This is a genomic window from Simkania sp., assembly GCF_965215465.1.
GTDB lineage: Bacteria > Chlamydiota > Chlamydiia > Chlamydiales > Simkaniaceae > Simkania.
Genome location: NZ_OZ244056.1, coordinates 1,126,459 through 1,141,960 on the forward strand (window position 1 = coordinate 1,126,459; position 15,502 = coordinate 1,141,960).

Here is a 15,502-nt window from a genome sequence, read left to right on the forward strand (position 1 = left end):
ATCATGAGTTACACAGAAGGTGAAATCGTCGTCCCACGTAATGTCGAAGAGGAGATGAAGGAAAGTTATCTCCGCTATTCGATGTCTGTTATCATCTCTCGTGCTCTTCCCGATGTGCGCGATGGACTGAAGCCCTCCCAGCGGCGGGTCCTTTTTGCAATGCGTCAGCTGAATCTTTCTCCCGGAGCTAAACACAGAAAATGTGCGAAGATTTGCGGAGACACTTCAGGGGATTACCATCCGCACGGTGAGACTGTTATTTATCCAACGCTTGTCCGTATGGCGCAAGACTGGGTCATGGGATATTGCCTCGTACAAGGGCAAGGAAACTTTGGCTCCATTGATGGTGACCCTCCTGCTGCGATGCGTTACACTGAAGCGCGTTTAACACGTGCCTCTATGGCGCTCATGGAAGACCTAGATAAAGAGACGGTCGAATACCTTCCCAACTACGATGAGACCAAGCAAGAGCCGACTGTTTTCCCTGCGAAATTTCCTAACCTCCTTTGTAACGGATCTTCTGGGATTGCTGTCGGGATGGCAACGAACATTCCTCCGCACAATTTAAGAGAGCTTGCTCTAGCGACGACTCTTCTAATCGACAATCCAGCTGCAACGATCGAAGACATCATGGAAGTGATGCCTGCGCCGGACTTTCCAACAGGCGGCATGATTTGCGGTTACCGTGGCGTGAAAGAGGCGTATCATACAGGGCGCGGAAAATTGACTCTACGAGGCCTTCTCCATACAGAAGAAATGAAGACAGGCGACCGGCAACGGGTTGTGATTGACGAAGTGCCTTACAACGTCAATAAATCCCGCTTAATTGAGCGTTTAGCCGATCTCGTGAATGAAAAAACGGTCACAGGCGTTTCTGATATTCGAGATGAGTCAGACAAAAGTGGAATGCGCATTGTTCTCGACTTAAAGAAAAACGAAATTCCCGACGTTGTCATCAATCAGCTCTACAAATTTACTGATATGCAGATCACCTTTGGCTGCAACATGCTAGCGCTTGATAAGGGTCTGCCTCGCGTTATGAACATCAAGCAGATCATCAGTGCTTGGATTGATCACCGTATTGAGGTGGTACGTGCACGGACTCGCTACGAACTGAACAAAGCTGAAGCGCGTGCTCATTTGTTAGAAGGTTATCTCAAAGCACTGGATCATTTAGATGAAGTGGTGAAACTCATTAAGAAGAGTGCGAACCGCGATGAAGCGAAAAAAGGACTCATTGAGAAATATCAGCTCTCAGATCGTCAAGCAAATGCTGTTCTTGATCTTCGACTTTACCAACTCACCGGCCTTGAAAGAGAAAAAATCGAGGCGGAGTACGAAGCGCTGCAAGCTAAAATCGCTCACTACCGTGCTGTTCTTGCTAGTGAAGCTCTTGTTCGTGGCATCATCAAGGATGAGCTAGAAGAGGTGCAAAAACACGATAAGACCGAAAGACGTACACAAATCGTTCCTGCAGAAGAGGAATTCCAAATGGAAGACCTCATTGCTGATGAAACAGTGATTATTACGATTTCAGATGATGACTACATCAAGCGGATGCCTCTCACAACATTTAGAGAGCAACGTCGTGGTGGACAAGGCGTCATCGGGTTTGATACGAAGAAAGAGCATGACGGGTTGAAAGAGCTTTACGTTGCTTCAACTCATGATTACCTTATGAGCTTTACCAATCTAGGGCGCTGCCACTGGCTCAAAGTTTGGCAGATTCCAGAAGCGGGGCGTCGCGCGAAAGGAAGACCTCTCGTCAATATGCTTGAAGGATTGCAAGAAGGCGAGCATGTCGCAGCAGTCTTACGTGTCCGCAATTTTCAAGAAGAAGAAGCTTCTATCTTACTTGCGACCAAGCGTGGAGTTGTGAAGAAGACGCTGATCGATTCATTTAGTTCTCCACGTCGTAAAGGTGTTTACGCCATCAATATCGATGATGGAGATGAAGTGATCTCTGCTCACGTTGTGTGCTCTGAAGAGCAAGTCATGCTTTTCACACGTGAAGGGATGGCAGTGCGCTTTGATCAAGACCAAGTGCGTCCAATGGGACGGGTTGCTCGTGGCGTAAGAGGCGTGAAGCTCAAGAGTGAAACCGATGCTGTCGTTTCTTGTGAAGTGGTCACAGGAGATGAAACTGTACTCGTTGTTTGTGAACACGGCTATGGAAAGCGGTCAAGTGTCGAAAGCTTTAGACAGACCCATCGCGGTGGCGTGGGTGTGCGTTCAATTATCACGAGCAAGCGAAATGGATTTGTTGTGGGGGCCCTTGCTGTTGGAGACAAAGATAGTGTTGTCTTGATGTCAAGCAGCGGTCACACATTGCGTTTAGGAATGCAAGATATTCGTGTCATGGGACGTTCGACTCAAGGAGTCAAGGTCGTTAACTTGCGCGAACCAGATATTCTAGTCGCGATGCAGAAAATCGAACATATCGAAGACAGCGAGAATGGAGAGAAAGAAAAGTAAAGGGCTGTTCATCACCTTTGAGGGCGGTGAAGGCGTTGGCAAAACCACCCTCATTGAACGTCTCTATGATCATTTAAGGGAAAAAGGGTTTTCTGTTTTCAAAACACGTGAGCCTGGAGGGACAGAGTTTGGTAAACATGTCCGTGATATCTTGCTCCACCATGAAGGTTACTCGTTTGGAAAGAAGTCTGAGCTTTTTCTCTTTTTAGCGGATAGAGCGCAGCACGTTGAAGAAAAGATCTTGCCCCATCTCGAGGAAAATTCCATTGTTCTATGTGATCGCTTTAACGATTCAACCCTTGCTTACCAAGGAGTGGCCCGCTGTGTTGACCTGGAATTGCTGCGCACCTTTTGCAAGTTTGCCGCTTCCGATTTAACCCCCGATTTAACTCTCTTTCTCGATCTCGACCCTGCCATGGGCCTCGAACGCTCTCGAAAGAGTAAGAAACTCGGAGATTCTCATGACCGCATTGAGCGGGAAAAAATTGCCTTTCACACCAAAGTTCGTGAAGCTTTCTTGGGCCTAGCTCAAAAGGAACCGGAGCGGTTTCAAGTACTCGATGCCAGATTGGACTCTGATAAGGTGTTTGAGCAAGCAATGAGCGAAATCCAACCTAAACTTGAATGCATGTCATGTCTCAGTTAGACACTCTTCCTGGTCACCCTCAAATCAAAGCCTGTCTCAAAAAGTTGATCCCGGTGCCTCCATCGACTATTTTGTTTGAAGGCCCCAAAGGTGTGGGAAAAGCTGCATTTGCCAAAGCCTTTGCACATGCGCTCCTCTCCGATGCCAATCCTCACAAACTTGAGTCGGGAAATCATCCCGATCTTCGCGAACTGCATCCAGAGGGAAAAGCCCTCATGCATCCGATGCAGTCAATGAAAACGCTGATCGATGAAACGGGACTGCCCCCATTTGAGTCCAAGCGTAAAGTCTTTATCATTTATGAAGCAGATCGGATGCTTCCATCCTCGAGTAATGCCCTTCTCAAAACCCTAGAAGAGCCACCTTCTTATGCACACTTCATTCTTGTTTCCTCTCATCCAGAGCTGCTTTTACCAACCATCGTGTCACGTTCGCTGCAAATCACATTCTTTCCTCTGACAACAGATGAAATGTCAGCTCATGTAGAAAAGACCTTTAATCAGCCTGCAGCCGAGGCAAAGCAAATTGCGTGGCTTTCCCATGGAAATCTGAATAAAGCGGAAAAACTCGCGCAAGAAAAAGACGATCAGCTTCTGACTGTTATTGCTGAAATGGGGACAGCAGCCCTGCATCAAAGTTATCCCCACCTTTTTCGTTCCTTTGCAAAGCTTGAGAGTTTGATTGAAAAAAATCAAACAGATGCCATGGAAGAGGTTCTTGCAGCAGTTTACTATTGGTATCGGGATTTGCACCTTTTAAAGGCTGGAGGGGACCGCTCACTTTTGTTTTTTCAGGGTCAAGAAGAAGAGCTCAAGAAAAACCTCAACTGCCCTTTGCCCGAGCTTCCGGAGCTTCAACAACGGATGAAGCGGATCGAAGAGGCCTTAATTTGCCACATCAGCTTTCGTCACTGTCTGACTCATTTACTGCTATGACATCCACTCCCGTCAAAGCTTCAAACCGGTCTATCCTTTTTTGAGCTTCAAGATCTTTGACTTTACTGTCATAGAGCTCCGATCCTTTGAATATGCGAATGAGAAGCTTATTGAAGTGATGGTCGCAAAGGGGTTTTAGGTCTATCTTCTGCGCTTCATTTGCTTCAGAAAGTTGCACTCCAACTAAATCGATATACGAGGAAGGAGGTGCAGAACCCAATGAAGCTAGAACAGATTGTCCAAATTGAAGTTTCGTGAGCTCAGACACTCTAACTGTTGAGTTGAGCATGAGTGAAATTGACTCAGAGCCCTCTGGAAGAACAGCTCGGATCGGTTGAAGGGAGGAAATTGCGCTTAGCAGTTCAACAATTGCTTGTTGAAACTCTTCATAGCTCGCGGCGCTAAGGCAATTTTGTTGATAGCCCCCAAAATTTACCCCCAGCTGTGATAACGATTGTTGCTCCAGATTTGAGACAGTATGTTTGATGGATTCTTCCACAGTACGCTCAAGTTGTTTCACGATCGCTTCATGGTTTGTTCTCATATGTTCCATGGCTTCACCTGAGAGCTTTCCGTCTTCGAGGAAGTCTTCTAAAAGAGTCTCTTTTTCCCCTTCACTTGCTTCGAAATCCTCCCAACAGCTTAAAAGCTCTTCTTCAGTGAGGTTAAAAATTCGTTGGATTTGAGGCAGCAACATTTCACGTTCATCTACAGTCATATCTCTCTCTGTTTCCACTGGATGCTTTAGCTCGGGCTTTCCTAAAAGGCCGCGGATACAGAGAACTGTTTCTATGACGTAATTTGGGAGGTGAAGATATTTGCTACTGTTGAGCTCTTCTTTAGGGATAGGTTCCATAGAGAACATGTCGAGAACATTTCCATCTGTATCAGTTCCGTTTGCTAACATGTCATGTTCAATAGGCGAGATGTCTTTTTTTGAAAGATCGACTTGCAAAACTTTTGGAAAGGTTCCACTTTTAACATACAAGTAGGCTTGTCGCATTGCATAGATCATGAGAGGGGCTCCGGCCAGAAAAGAGAAGCTGAAGTAGGACTGACACTCTCCCTGGAGGTAGTAGGCCACAACGACCACGGACACAAAAATAGCCATCCTTTTCCATGTGTCTTTTGGGATAAACTGTATCCGATGCAGAGTTGAGGCAAATGTCCAATTGTCAAACACTTCAAAACTTGACGTCGAAAGGGAAGTGCTAGCTTCCTTGATGTTTGCTTGAACTAAAACTTGCCTGGCTTTGGACTTGATCGAGTCCGATGTTCCTGTAAAAGGCAAAAAGATAGAGGTTTGTTGCGTACTGACCGCATCTTGAACAATTTTTGCGACATCCACCATTTTTATGACCCCTTCGTCATTCTTCAAAAATTTCGCATAAATGATGCAGAAATTTAGAATAAACTTCAACTTTTAATGCCCAAGGCCTCACCGAAGGTACCAGCCACGTGAGCTTTTGGGTGGCTGCCCCATTTTTGAAGAGAGTTTTTGATGGCTTCAATTTCCTCATCAGATGCGAGGCTTAAGGATCGAACTTTGAGAGACCAAGGGGAATCGGTCCAATTTTTGATAAAGTAGGTGACGATACCCTCAATATCACCTGGCTGATCAAAATAATCAGTGGCAAGTGAGGCTTGAATATTTTTTAAGCCAGATTTTTCAAACAGTTCTTTCAGCTGGCCTCCTAAGAAGGGATGAGCCCCCGTGGCTAACAGACCTTGAGTTTGCAGTTCAAAGCCTCTGAACAACTCAGCAGTTGCTGGATAGATCGAAAAAGAACTGCGGTCGATTTCGCGACAGGCGAGAATACCACCTGGTTTGAGAACGCGCTTCATTTCATGCAAAGCTAAGAGAGGCTGCGGAATTGTCCAAAGCATGGCATGGGTGAACACCACATCAAAGGTACCATCATCAAAAGGAAGAGAGTGAACGTCTCCTTCATAAAAACTAAGGTTTTCAATGCCTCTGCGGTGCGCTTCATTTTGTCCCCACTGAAACTGCGTCGAGTCGAGGTCGATCCCAGAAACATGTCCTTTTTTTAGAAATCCTGCCAAGTCCACAGAGATGGATCCAGGACCGCAACCACAGTCTAAAAGATGGAAGTCTTCTTGCAAGTGGGGGAGAAGAAAGCGGGCCTTTTCTGCTGCGCGTCTTCTCGTAAAATGATTGATGGCATGCTCACCATATGAAAGAGGGTAATTCATATTAATCTTCCTTTAAGTCGTCAATTGGGTTTTAGCCAAATACTGTCGTCGTTTTCCCAGTTTGTTTTAAAAACAATGAATTCGAAAGGTTCGTCGTAGGGGTTTTCTGCACTGTGGATCTCTTCGGGCTCACAAGTCAAGGTGTCTCCTTCATGCAGGTGAACCACTTCGTCGCCAATAGTCATCATGCCTCGTCCTTTGAGGATGTAGAAGACTTCGAGCCCTTTTTCGTGATAGTGAGGAGGTACGATCGTATTGGGCGCAATTGTGAGAAGTTGAACAAGGGCTCCTTGGGAATTGAGATCTTCCATTCCTTTTAGAAGAATGTTTTTCTTATACCCTGTTCCTTCAACCCAATTCCGATCTTCTGCAGGAATGTACTTCATGATGTTTTTTCCTTTGGAAATCCAACAACAGCCTTGTAACAAAGAAGAAGATGGTCGACACCATTCATTGCTTTGTGAGGTGTAGCTTCTGTTGGAAGGTTATATACAGCAGCAATTTTATTTTTCGAAACCCCGGTTTCCCATGGAAAAGGCGGAGCAGTCGCTAGACGTTTCATCCAGAACATCGAAGCGAGATCAAGCCAATGGTAGGGCCAATTGAGCAGTTCTTGTGCATCTGCATCAATCAATTGGTTAAAAAAAGCGCGATCAAAGGAGGGGTTTTGGCAGATGAACACGGCTTTACCCCGCTCGATTCCTGAGCGGGCGAAAGAGGCTTTAATCTCTTCTGCGACTTTTTCTGGGGGCATTCCATCTTTAATATTGTCCCAAGAAAACCCATTGACTTTTAGACTTAGAGGGTCGCTTTTTTTCCACTCTTCAAAAGGGTGAAAGATGATGGTGTCAAAAGATTCAACGAGAGAGCCTGTTAGAACATCGACAATTTTGTAGGCGATTTCAATGACTTTGTGCTTTTTGGTATTAAGTCCATTTGTTTCTGTATCGAGAAAGATTCCGAGCACGTTCCTACCTTAAGTCAAGTCTAACCGAAAGATCATACCTTTCGGGGAAATTTTTTTACATTGTAATAGGCTATGAGTAGCGCAATGGCAACAATTGGATGAAAGATTTCGATATACACTGCGAGCCCAACATTGCCCCAAGCTGTATCGTAGTGACGAATGAGTTCTAAGTAGTGACCTACGGCAATTCCCCAGTCCCGAATTGTCAGAGCAATAACAGTTGCAAGCCAAAAGAGATCGTGAAACCAAATACTAAGAATGCCTAAAGCTGCAATGATGAAGTTGATGACTGAGACCTCATATTGCCACGCATCATTCGGCTTCCATCCTAGAAACTCTGCATAAAGTTCTGGATGGAAAACATTACCGTAAAATTTCTCCAACCCAATGATTCCTGCAAAAGCAAGAACCCAGATTAAAAATACTTTGAGTCTTCGTTGAGCTGAGCGGTCCTTTTTCAGACAAGCGATGTGAATAACTGCTCCAACGAACATCGCGCAAAAAGTAGAAATAAATAAAATTTCTATGAAAACCAACGAAGAACCTTTTTTCTTGTTGTTAAATTAAATTTTACACATTAAGAAGAAAAAGAAATCTTGTAAAGAGGATACACAAATGAATCGTGATGTTGTTGAGTTGCACATTGGACTTCAATCTAAAGAGAGAGAAGATTTATGCGACATTCTTCAAGGATTGTTGGCGTCAAGCTATGCTCTTTATTTAAAAACTCAAAGCTTTCATTGGAATGTGACAGGTCCAGCTTTTCATTCCTATCATCTCATGTTTCAAGATCAATATGAAGAGCTTGCAGAAGCAATTGATGAAATAGCCGAAAGAATTCGGATGTTAGGGGAGTATCCTGAAGGATCATTCGAATCGTTTACAAAAATGAGCCTAATCAAGTGTGCTAAAGAAGTACTTCCTCCGTTGCAGATGATGGAAGCATTGCTCCATGATCACGAGACGGTTATCCGCTATTTAAGAGATAAATTACCTTATGCTGAAAAGGTCGAAGATGGGGCGACGGCTGATTTCATCAACAAGCGGCTAGCAGTTCATGAAAAGACTGCCTGGATGCTTAGAAGCTCTCTCACCCAATTTTAATCGCCATCATCTTGAAAGCGACGCTGATGTTTTTTCTTCCACTTCATCCAACCAGGAACGCGGTAAAGTGAAAGAAGCAAGAGAATAATCACTGTCGAGGCACTAGCTAAAATGTACATCTTATTGGCAACCCCAAGTCCGATAGAAGCTGTTGCCCAAACACTGGCAGCTGTTGTCAGTCCTCGAATGCGCCCTCGGTCTCGCAGGATCACACCGGCTCCAAGGAAACCGATACCACTGACAATTTGAGCTGCAATACGTGAGGGGTCGGCGAGTCCAACGACACTACTGGGGTCACTAGGTCCCGTGACGTTGAACGAGATGAACCCGAAAAAACAAGCTCCCAATGCGACTGCAGCATGAGTTCGAATCCCAGCAAGGCCCACATGCCGCTCTCTCTCGAGGCCAATTATGGCCCCTAAAAAGGCCGCAAGTAACAGGTCTCCAGCTAAGCGCAATTCAGTGTGCCATTCCATGTTCATAGGGTGTTTTTCCTTTTGAAGATTTGATTTCCGTATTAACTCCATAGACGGGGGTTTGTAAAGAAATTTTTCTACATATGCGAAAAGACGAAAGATTTGCTATACTCTATTCCTGTTTCAATTTAAAATATGAATATGGTTGTTCCACAAAGAAAGTTTCGCGAGCTTGTGTTTCAGATGCTCTTTAGTCAGGACCTCAATGAGAGCTCTGACTTTAAAGTCATCACGTCCTTGCTTGATCAATTGACAGTGACAAAAAAAACACTGAGACAAGCTCATGAGAGAATGCAATGCGTTTTTGAGAAATTAGATGACATTGATCAGCATATCTCGAGGTGTTCACGCGACTACGACTTCAACCGAATCTCCCCTGTGGAACGGAATATCTTGAGACTTGGAGTTTATGAGCTCCTCTATGATGAGGACATTCCTCCCAAAGTAGCCCTTGCGGAGTCCATTCGACTCGGCCGCAAATTTGGGACCCCGGAAGGTGGAGCTTTTGTCAATGCTGTGCTCGATGCCATCTACCGAACGAGAGAAGCCGAGCCATGTCCATTGAAGACAAGTTAATTCCCAATCAATCTTTAGCTTCCTACTCGACCTTTGGAATCGGGGGGCCAGCTAAGCTTTTTGTGGAGATCAAAACTCCAGAAGAGATGGCCGAAGTGCGCCGTTTTATCAACCGAGAAAAGCTCCCATTTTGGATTATTGGACGAGGATCGAACTCTCTTTTCGATGATCGGGGCTTCAGTGGCCTGGTGATTTTAAGCTCTATCCGTTTTTGCGATTTTAATGACGGAAAGCTAATCGTTGGTTCCGGATACAATTTTTCTCTTCTTGGAACCCAAATGGCGAGGCAAGGTTATTCTGGTCTTGAGTTTGCAGCGGGGATCCCGGGTTCTGTTGGTGGAGCGATCTTTATGAACGCTGGAGCAGGTGGCTCTGAAACCTGTGACGTTTTAACAGAAGTTACCTACGTTAATCCTGAAGGGATGCTTGTCTCTAAAAAACGAAGTGAACTCACATTTTCCTACCGCCATTCTTCTTTTCATGAAAATCGTGGCATTATCGTGAGCGGCACATTCACTCTTCAAAAATGCAAAGACGCGCGGAAGAAACAAGTAGAAATCACAAAGTATCGCATTGCGACTCAGCCTTATGGTCAACCCTCTGCAGGGTGTGTTTTTCGTAATCCTTCAAAAGAAAAAACAGCAGGGTTACTCATAGAATCATGTGGACTCAAAGGCAAACGGGTTGGCGATGCTGAAGTGTCGACTGTGCATGCCAATTTCATTGTCAATCGAGGGAAGGCGACAGCACAGGATGTCCTTGAGCTCGCAAAACAAGTACGTCAAACAGTTTTCCAAAGCGTTGGAATCAAACTTGAATTGGAAATGCGGCAAATTCCCTATGAGAAGGAGAATGCTTAGTGGATTATCGAGCAGACTTACATTGTCATACGACTGCTTCAGATGGAACAATGACTCCAAAAGAAGTGCTCCATCACGCTAAAGAAAAAGGGCTTTCTGGCCTTTCTTTTACCGATCACGATACCCTAGATGCCTATACTGATGAGACCTGGGCATTAGCCAAGCAGCTGGGAATCGATCTTTTTATGGGGGTCGAATTTTCGACGCGCTACCATAAGGTAAGCGTACACATTTTAGGCTACGGAATTCAAAAAACAGAAAAACTTCTAGCTTTTTGCGAAGAGCACAAACAGCGACGCAATCGTCGTAACCTAGAAATTCTGGAAAAGTTAAACAATCTTTCGTTAGTTGTGACAGAGGAAGAACTCGAAGCGAAGAAGACAGGGGAGATTGTCGGACGTCCTCACATTGCGCAGGTGATGGTTGAAAAGGGATATGTCAAAAGTATTCAAGATGCTTTTGACCGGTACATTGGAGATCGGAAGTGTTGCTTTGTTGAAGGTGAACCCTTTGGTGTTCAAGAAACCATCGACAACATTCATGAAGCCGAAGGGAAGGCGTTTATTGCTCATCCGCATCTGATTCAAAGAGCTGGAGTCTTACGCTTTTTGCTCGGAATGAATTTTGATGGCATTGAGTGCTACTATTCGCTGCTCTATAACGAGATGGAAAAGAAATGGCTCAAAATTGCACGAGAAAAAAACTGGCTGATTAGCGGTGGCTCTGATTTTCATGGATCCGTCAAGCCTCAAGTGACCTTAGGCTGCTCTTGGGTTGATCGCGAAACTGTTGAATCGATATTTGGGAAGATGTATGACAACTTATGATACCGTGATCGACCATCTGTTTTCTCTAGGAAACAATCCAAAGCGTAAACAAGACCTCGAAGGCACCCGAAAACTTGCTGCAGCTTTGGGAAATCCACAAGATAAATATCCCACTGTGCATATTGCAGGAACGAATGGAAAAGGATCTGTAGCTTGTAAAATTGCCGAAGGTCTGCGACTTGAAGGATACCGCGTAGGTCTATACACCTCACCTCACCTCTTCACTTACCGCGAAAGGATCACCGTCAATCAAGAAATGATTTCAGAGGATGAAGTAGTGTCAGGATTGCAGCGCCTTTTTGAACTAGCTCCTACGTCCCAATTTTTTGAGCTCACAACGCTTCTTGCTTTTGAACACTTTGCAATAAAGAATGTCGATATTGCGGTGATTGAAACAGGTCTTGGAGGGCGACTTGACATGACCAATATCATTAACCCTCTTCTAAGTGTCATCACGACGATTGATTTTGACCATCAAGAAATTTTAGGACCGACTTTAGAAGACATCGCAAGAGAAAAGGGGGGAATCATCAAAGAAAAAACCCCAGTTCTACTAGGTGCGAAGGCAAACTTGCCTATTTTAAGAAAAATGGCACACACAAAAGAGGCGCCACTCTACCTTGTTTCTGAAGAAGAAAATGAGGAAATTGCTTATAAAGCTCTCGAAATCCTGCACCCTCATTTCCCAACCTCTCCCTTAGCCAAAATGAAGGGGATCACCAAACGCCCATATTGTCGCTTTCAAATGATCGATGAAAGAACTATCGCAGATGTGGCGCACAACCCAAGTGCTTTTAGTCGACTTTTTACAGAGGTAAGAAATCAATTTCCTGGAAGAAAAGTTGCACTGCTTCTTGCGCTCTCAAAAGATAAACCCTTAGAGCCTCTCATTCCTCTTTTCAAAGAGCATGTCGAGGAGATTGCCCTGTATACGTCAGAGCATGAAAGACTGAAAAATCCGAAAGAACTGGAAAGAGGTTTAATAAGTGGGGGTTATCACAATGTAAAGGTATTCGAGGCAGCCTCTGCTGCCTTCAAACACCTGATAAATGGAGAAAATAATCGTTTAGTGACGATTGCTGGATCCTTTTACATGATGGAAGAAACCCTAGCATCACTCATCACTATCTAACGTTTCGACTTCTCGAAACATCATGTGAATTTCGCCCTCAGAAGGAAAGAACATGAGAGGTTCTCCTTGAGCTACTTCATTCGCATAGCCCACTAAAGCTTGAACCCACAGTATAATGTCTTTTTGACACTCTGATAGATCCTTACCGATAAAGTGGTCTGGGTACTCCGCACCAAGAGCTAAACAAATCTCTTCCAGGCGATTTTTTTGTGACGGAGTTAGTTGATGCAATTTTTTCATCCCTTCGTTGATTTTATTTTGGTAGAAACAGTGAGCCATTTCGCATAAGTCAAAGGCAAATTCTGCACTTTCCCACTCTTCTGCATCGATAAGAGTGGTGCGCAGTTCGGATTCAGGGAGCATATCTTGATCCTTACTTAAATATGCAATGTGCGCACTGTTATTTAGCACATCTGCAGTTTTTGAGGAAGGAAAGACTTGCAATTGGTTTAAATTGTAAACGACGATTCTTATGAACCGTCTGTTCGGTATTGACAACGCATTGTCATACCATATGCGAGCAAGCTCGCTTTGTAATTCCCCAACTTTGGCCGTCATCTTTTCTTGTGGAAAATCACAGCGATTTGCCACAAGAAAGCAGGTTGTATCAACAAGGCGATCGACCTCATTGTTTGTTCTAAGTGTATCCAATCTTCCATAGTATGAAGCCAATTGAGCTTTTGACTCTGGGGATTGTAATTTACCACGAAGGCTATCGCAGCGCATCGTTAACTGAGTCAGGTCTTCATCTGTATGAAGGACCCTGTCTAAATCTTTTCCAATACTTTCCAAACCAGCTTCATGGAAAGTAAAGGAGATGTCATGAATGACATTGTTACCATCAATTCTTGGATCAGCCACCTTCTCTCCCAGTTTAATTATTTTTTATAGGAGCATTATGACCTAAAAGAAGTACGTACTTGATTTAGGTTCTTTTTCTGACCTCCCTCACCGGGCCTTACCCTAATTTTACTCCTCTCGGAATTAACGCACAATTAGTAAACTTTTCTTTAATTATTTAACTTTTGAATCAGCAGTAATGAAGGTGATTTTAGACGATTAATCCATTGATGATAACAAACGCCGAATTCATTTTTATCTAGCGACTTAGAAAATGATAGAAGCGCTTCCTCCTCCTCTTTGCCTCCAGAGTGCCTGACATAACACGTAAGACTGATGGATCCTCCTGGTTTTAAGAGGGTTATAGCCTCTTGCAGGCTCACCAAGGTCTCTTGAGCTACTGTCACAACCGTTTTATCGCTTCCTGGCAAATATCCGAGGTTATAAACGATAAGAGATGGAGCAGCTTTTAAAGGAGGAAAATGGGTGTAAGACCCTAAATGGTAAGAAATATTTTTAAAATCAGAGGATGTTAAAAATTTTTTTAATTTTTCTCGCGTTGCGTTAATGGCCTGCTCTTGGATATCAATACAAAGCACATTGCCTGCGACCATTTGGGCTAAAGCCAAACTATCATGACCATTGCCGCATGTGGCATCAATCACGAAATCTCCAGGCTTTAAAAAAAATTTCCAATACCGATGTGCAAGTTCTAAATGGGATAAAATCATACCCTTGATTCTCTCGCATTGTTGCATTATGCTTCAACTATGATTATAGAAACTGATGTCTTAGTGATTGGCATGGGGGTTGCAGGGACAGTTGCAGCCCTTGAACTTGCAAAGAAAGGATTGTAAGTCACTTTGATTGCGTCCGGTGATCAAATCTCATCAGCAAATTCTTATCGCGCGCAAGGAGGGGTTGGCTACCGCGCATCAGAAGATCGCTCAAATGATTTCAAATCAGATATTCTCAAAGCCGGCGCAGGACTTTGCTATGAAAAAGCGGTCGATAGGCTCGTTGAATTAGGACCCGCATGCGTAGAGGAGATTCTGCTAAGCGAGCTACAAGTTCCTTTTCAACGAGATGAGCAAGGAAAGTTAAAGCTCACGCGAGAAGCAGCCCATCAGCATGCGCGCATTTTGTACCACCAAGATCAAACAGGGCGTGTGATCATGGAAGCAGCGCTAAAAAAAATTGCAGCTCATCCCAACATCACCATCAAGTTTCATCATAGCGCTGTTGATCTAATCACTCTGTCTCACCATTCCAAAAAGTGCACGGATATCTACGAGCCGCCGACGTGTGTAGGGGCATATGTTTTCAATCAAGAAACAGAGCAAGTCGACATTTACTTTGCTAAGGAAACGCTTTTAGCAACTGGAGGCGTAGGAGAAGTCTTTTTGCACACCACAAATACGCGAGAAGCGCGAGGAGACGGTCTTGCGATGGCCTTCCGTGCTGGTGTGCGGATCATGAATCTTGAATACATCCAGTTTCACCCCACCTCGTTTTACAAAACAGGGGAACCCCGTTTCCTTCTTTCGGAAGCTTTAAGAGGGGAAGGTGGTAAGCTTCTTTCAAAAGACTTTCGACCTTTCATGTCTGCGATGCATCCGCAAGGTGATTTAGCCCCACGTGACATTGTCGCACGTGGTATTTTTCAGGAAATGGTTCGGAGTGATAGTCCACACTTATGGCTCGATCTTTCCTTTAAGAAGCCCTCCTTTTTAGAAGGTCGCTTTCCACACATCTATGCCTACTGCAAATCCAAAGGTATCGATTTAACAAGCGAGCCTCTTCCCATTGTTCCTGCAGCGCATTATTCTTGTGGAGGGATTGCGGTTGACTTGACGGGTAAAACGACCATGCGTCATCTGCGCGCTATTGGCGAGGTTTCCTGTACTGGTGTGCATGGTGCGAATCGTTTGGCTTCAACCGCGCTACTTGAAAGGCTTGTTTGGGCAAAAGCTGCTGCAGCTGATATTGTGAGTGAGTGGGAAGACAAAAAAGCTTATTTTCCCGAGGTCGGTGGGTGGCAGCATGGGACAGAGGAAGTTGACCAAGCCTTGATTCAACAAGATTGGCTGACGATCAAACAAACCATGTGGAACTATGTAGGGTTGATTCGGAGTCCGCGTCGACTTAAACGGGCAGTAAGAATGCTTACTGAGCTGAAGTGGGAAATCGACTCCTTTTATGCAAATGCCAAACTGACTCCCGAACTGCTTGGACTGCGTAATGGGTGTCAAACAGCCCTTTTAATTACTGAGGGAGCTTCCCGTAACCCGAATTCGCGAGGCTGTCATTTTAGGTTGTCTTCAAATAAGGAAATCGTGTAAATTTTTATAACTTTGAAATGGGGTATTAGCTCAGTTGGTTAGAGCGCCACGTTGACATCGTGGAGGTCAGCTGTTCGAGTCAGCTATATCCCATTTTCTTTCTTGAGC

At 44.5% G+C, this 15,502-nt stretch carries 17 protein-coding genes and 1 tRNA gene; 10 read left to right on the forward strand and 8 right to left on the reverse strand.

The genetic code is table 11. The features are described from left to right. Window positions 1-3: 3 nt before the first annotated feature. Genes gyrA through ACOOFG_RS05140 form a run of 3 tightly spaced genes read left to right on the forward strand, consistent with a single transcriptional unit; the run spans window position 4 to window position 4,056 of the window. Window positions 4-2,475: a DNA topoisomerase (ATP-hydrolyzing) subunit A gene (gene gyrA, locus ACOOFG_RS05130; protein WP_420422567.1), complete on the forward strand. Its 2,472-nt coding sequence runs from the start codon at window positions 4-6 to the stop codon at window positions 2,473-2,475. Continuing rightward, a complete protein-coding gene (gene tmk, locus ACOOFG_RS05135) occupies window positions 2,456-3,121 on the forward strand; it encodes a dTMP kinase (protein ID WP_420422568.1) in 666 nt (221 codons plus the stop codon). The genes gyrA and tmk overlap by 20 nt, the downstream gene beginning before the upstream one ends. After that, a complete protein-coding gene (locus tag ACOOFG_RS05140) occupies window positions 3,109-4,056 on the forward strand; it encodes an ATP-binding protein (protein WP_420422569.1) in 948 nt (315 codons plus the stop codon). The genes tmk and ACOOFG_RS05140 overlap by 13 nt, the downstream gene beginning before the upstream one ends. Here ACOOFG_RS05140 and ACOOFG_RS05145 read toward each other — a convergent pair. The 5 genes from ACOOFG_RS05145 to ACOOFG_RS05165 all read right to left on the reverse strand — a co-directional run bounded on the left by ACOOFG_RS05145 (window position 4,019) and on the right by ACOOFG_RS05165 (window position 7,773). Next, window positions 4,019-5,407, reverse strand: coding sequence for a hypothetical protein (locus ACOOFG_RS05145; protein WP_420422570.1), 1,389 nt, complete (start codon window positions 5,405-5,407; stop codon window positions 4,019-4,021). The two genes, ACOOFG_RS05140 and ACOOFG_RS05145, sit on opposite strands and share 38 nt — an antisense overlap. A gap of 65 nt (window positions 5,408-5,472) precedes the next feature. Beyond that, on the reverse strand, window positions 5,473-6,270 hold the full coding sequence (locus ACOOFG_RS05150) for a class I SAM-dependent methyltransferase (RefSeq protein WP_420422571.1): 798 nt from the start codon (window positions 6,268-6,270) through the stop codon (window positions 5,473-5,475). 20 nt (window positions 6,271-6,290) lie between these two features. Further along, a complete protein-coding gene (locus tag ACOOFG_RS05155) occupies window positions 6,291-6,656 on the reverse strand; it encodes a cupin domain-containing protein (protein ID WP_420422572.1) in 366 nt (121 codons plus the stop codon). Next, on the reverse strand, window positions 6,653-7,237 hold the full coding sequence (locus ACOOFG_RS05160) for an exonuclease domain-containing protein (protein WP_420422573.1): 585 nt from the start codon (window positions 7,235-7,237) through the stop codon (window positions 6,653-6,655). Before ACOOFG_RS05160 ends, ACOOFG_RS05155 begins: the two co-directional genes overlap by 4 nt. A 32-nt stretch (window positions 7,238-7,269) precedes the next feature. After that, window positions 7,270-7,773: a DUF6790 family protein gene (locus ACOOFG_RS05165; RefSeq protein ID WP_420422574.1), complete on the reverse strand. Its 504-nt coding sequence runs from the start codon at window positions 7,771-7,773 to the stop codon at window positions 7,270-7,272. A 79-nt stretch (window positions 7,774-7,852) separates the two neighbouring features. Here ACOOFG_RS05165 and ACOOFG_RS05170 point away from each other — a divergent pair, with 79 nt between their 5' ends. Then, window positions 7,853-8,341: a Dps family protein gene (locus tag ACOOFG_RS05170; RefSeq protein ID WP_420422575.1), complete on the forward strand. Its 489-nt coding sequence runs from the start codon at window positions 7,853-7,855 to the stop codon at window positions 8,339-8,341. Here ACOOFG_RS05170 and ACOOFG_RS05175 read toward each other — a convergent pair. Further along, complete coding sequence (locus tag ACOOFG_RS05175; protein WP_420422576.1) at window positions 8,338-8,817, reverse strand: MgtC/SapB family protein; 480 nt, start codon at window positions 8,815-8,817, stop codon at window positions 8,338-8,340. The genes ACOOFG_RS05170 and ACOOFG_RS05175 overlap by 4 nt on opposite strands. A gap of 141 nt (window positions 8,818-8,958) precedes the next feature. Here ACOOFG_RS05175 and nusB point away from each other — a divergent pair, with 141 nt between their 5' ends. Genes nusB through ACOOFG_RS05195 form a run of 4 tightly spaced genes read left to right on the forward strand, consistent with a single transcriptional unit; the run spans window position 8,959 to window position 12,212 of the window. Further along, a complete protein-coding gene (gene nusB, locus ACOOFG_RS05180; protein ID WP_420422577.1) occupies window positions 8,959-9,393 on the forward strand; it encodes a transcription antitermination factor NusB in 435 nt (144 codons plus the stop codon). Continuing rightward, entirely contained in the window at window positions 9,372-10,253 is an 882-nt protein-coding gene (gene murB, locus ACOOFG_RS05185; RefSeq protein WP_420422578.1) for a UDP-N-acetylmuramate dehydrogenase, read from the forward strand. Before nusB ends, murB begins: the two co-directional genes overlap by 22 nt. Beyond that, entirely contained in the window at window positions 10,253-11,080 is an 828-nt protein-coding gene (locus ACOOFG_RS05190; protein WP_420422579.1) for a PHP domain-containing protein, read from the forward strand. The genes murB and ACOOFG_RS05190 overlap by 1 nt, the downstream gene beginning before the upstream one ends. Continuing rightward, window positions 11,067-12,212, forward strand: coding sequence for a bifunctional folylpolyglutamate synthase/dihydrofolate synthase (locus ACOOFG_RS05195; protein WP_420422580.1), 1,146 nt, complete (start codon window positions 11,067-11,069; stop codon window positions 12,210-12,212). Before ACOOFG_RS05190 ends, ACOOFG_RS05195 begins: the two co-directional genes overlap by 14 nt. On the opposite strand, the gene ACOOFG_RS05200 is transcribed toward ACOOFG_RS05195, so the two are convergent. Beyond that, window positions 12,195-13,073, reverse strand: a complete 879-nt coding sequence (locus ACOOFG_RS05200; protein WP_420422581.1) for a hypothetical protein — start codon at window positions 13,071-13,073, stop codon at window positions 12,195-12,197. The genes ACOOFG_RS05195 and ACOOFG_RS05200 overlap by 18 nt on opposite strands. A 149-nt stretch (window positions 13,074-13,222) precedes the next feature. Beyond that, window positions 13,223-13,717 carry a tRNA (mnm(5)s(2)U34)-methyltransferase gene (locus tag ACOOFG_RS05205; RefSeq protein ID WP_420422582.1) on the reverse strand — a complete coding sequence of 165 codons (495 nt, stop codon included), beginning with the start codon at window positions 13,715-13,717 and terminating at the stop codon, window positions 13,223-13,225. A gap of 198 nt (window positions 13,718-13,915) precedes the next feature. Between ACOOFG_RS05205 and ACOOFG_RS05210 the strand changes: the two genes are divergently transcribed. Together ACOOFG_RS05210 and ACOOFG_RS05215 are read left to right on the forward strand one after the other, a co-directional pair. Further along, entirely contained in the window at window positions 13,916-15,394 is a 1,479-nt protein-coding gene (locus ACOOFG_RS05210) for an L-aspartate oxidase (RefSeq protein WP_420422583.1), read from the forward strand. Between the two features lie 19 nt (window positions 15,395-15,413). Continuing rightward, window positions 15,414-15,487: transfer RNA gene (locus ACOOFG_RS05215), tRNA-Val, on the forward strand. Window positions 15,488-15,502: the final 15 nt, after the last annotated feature.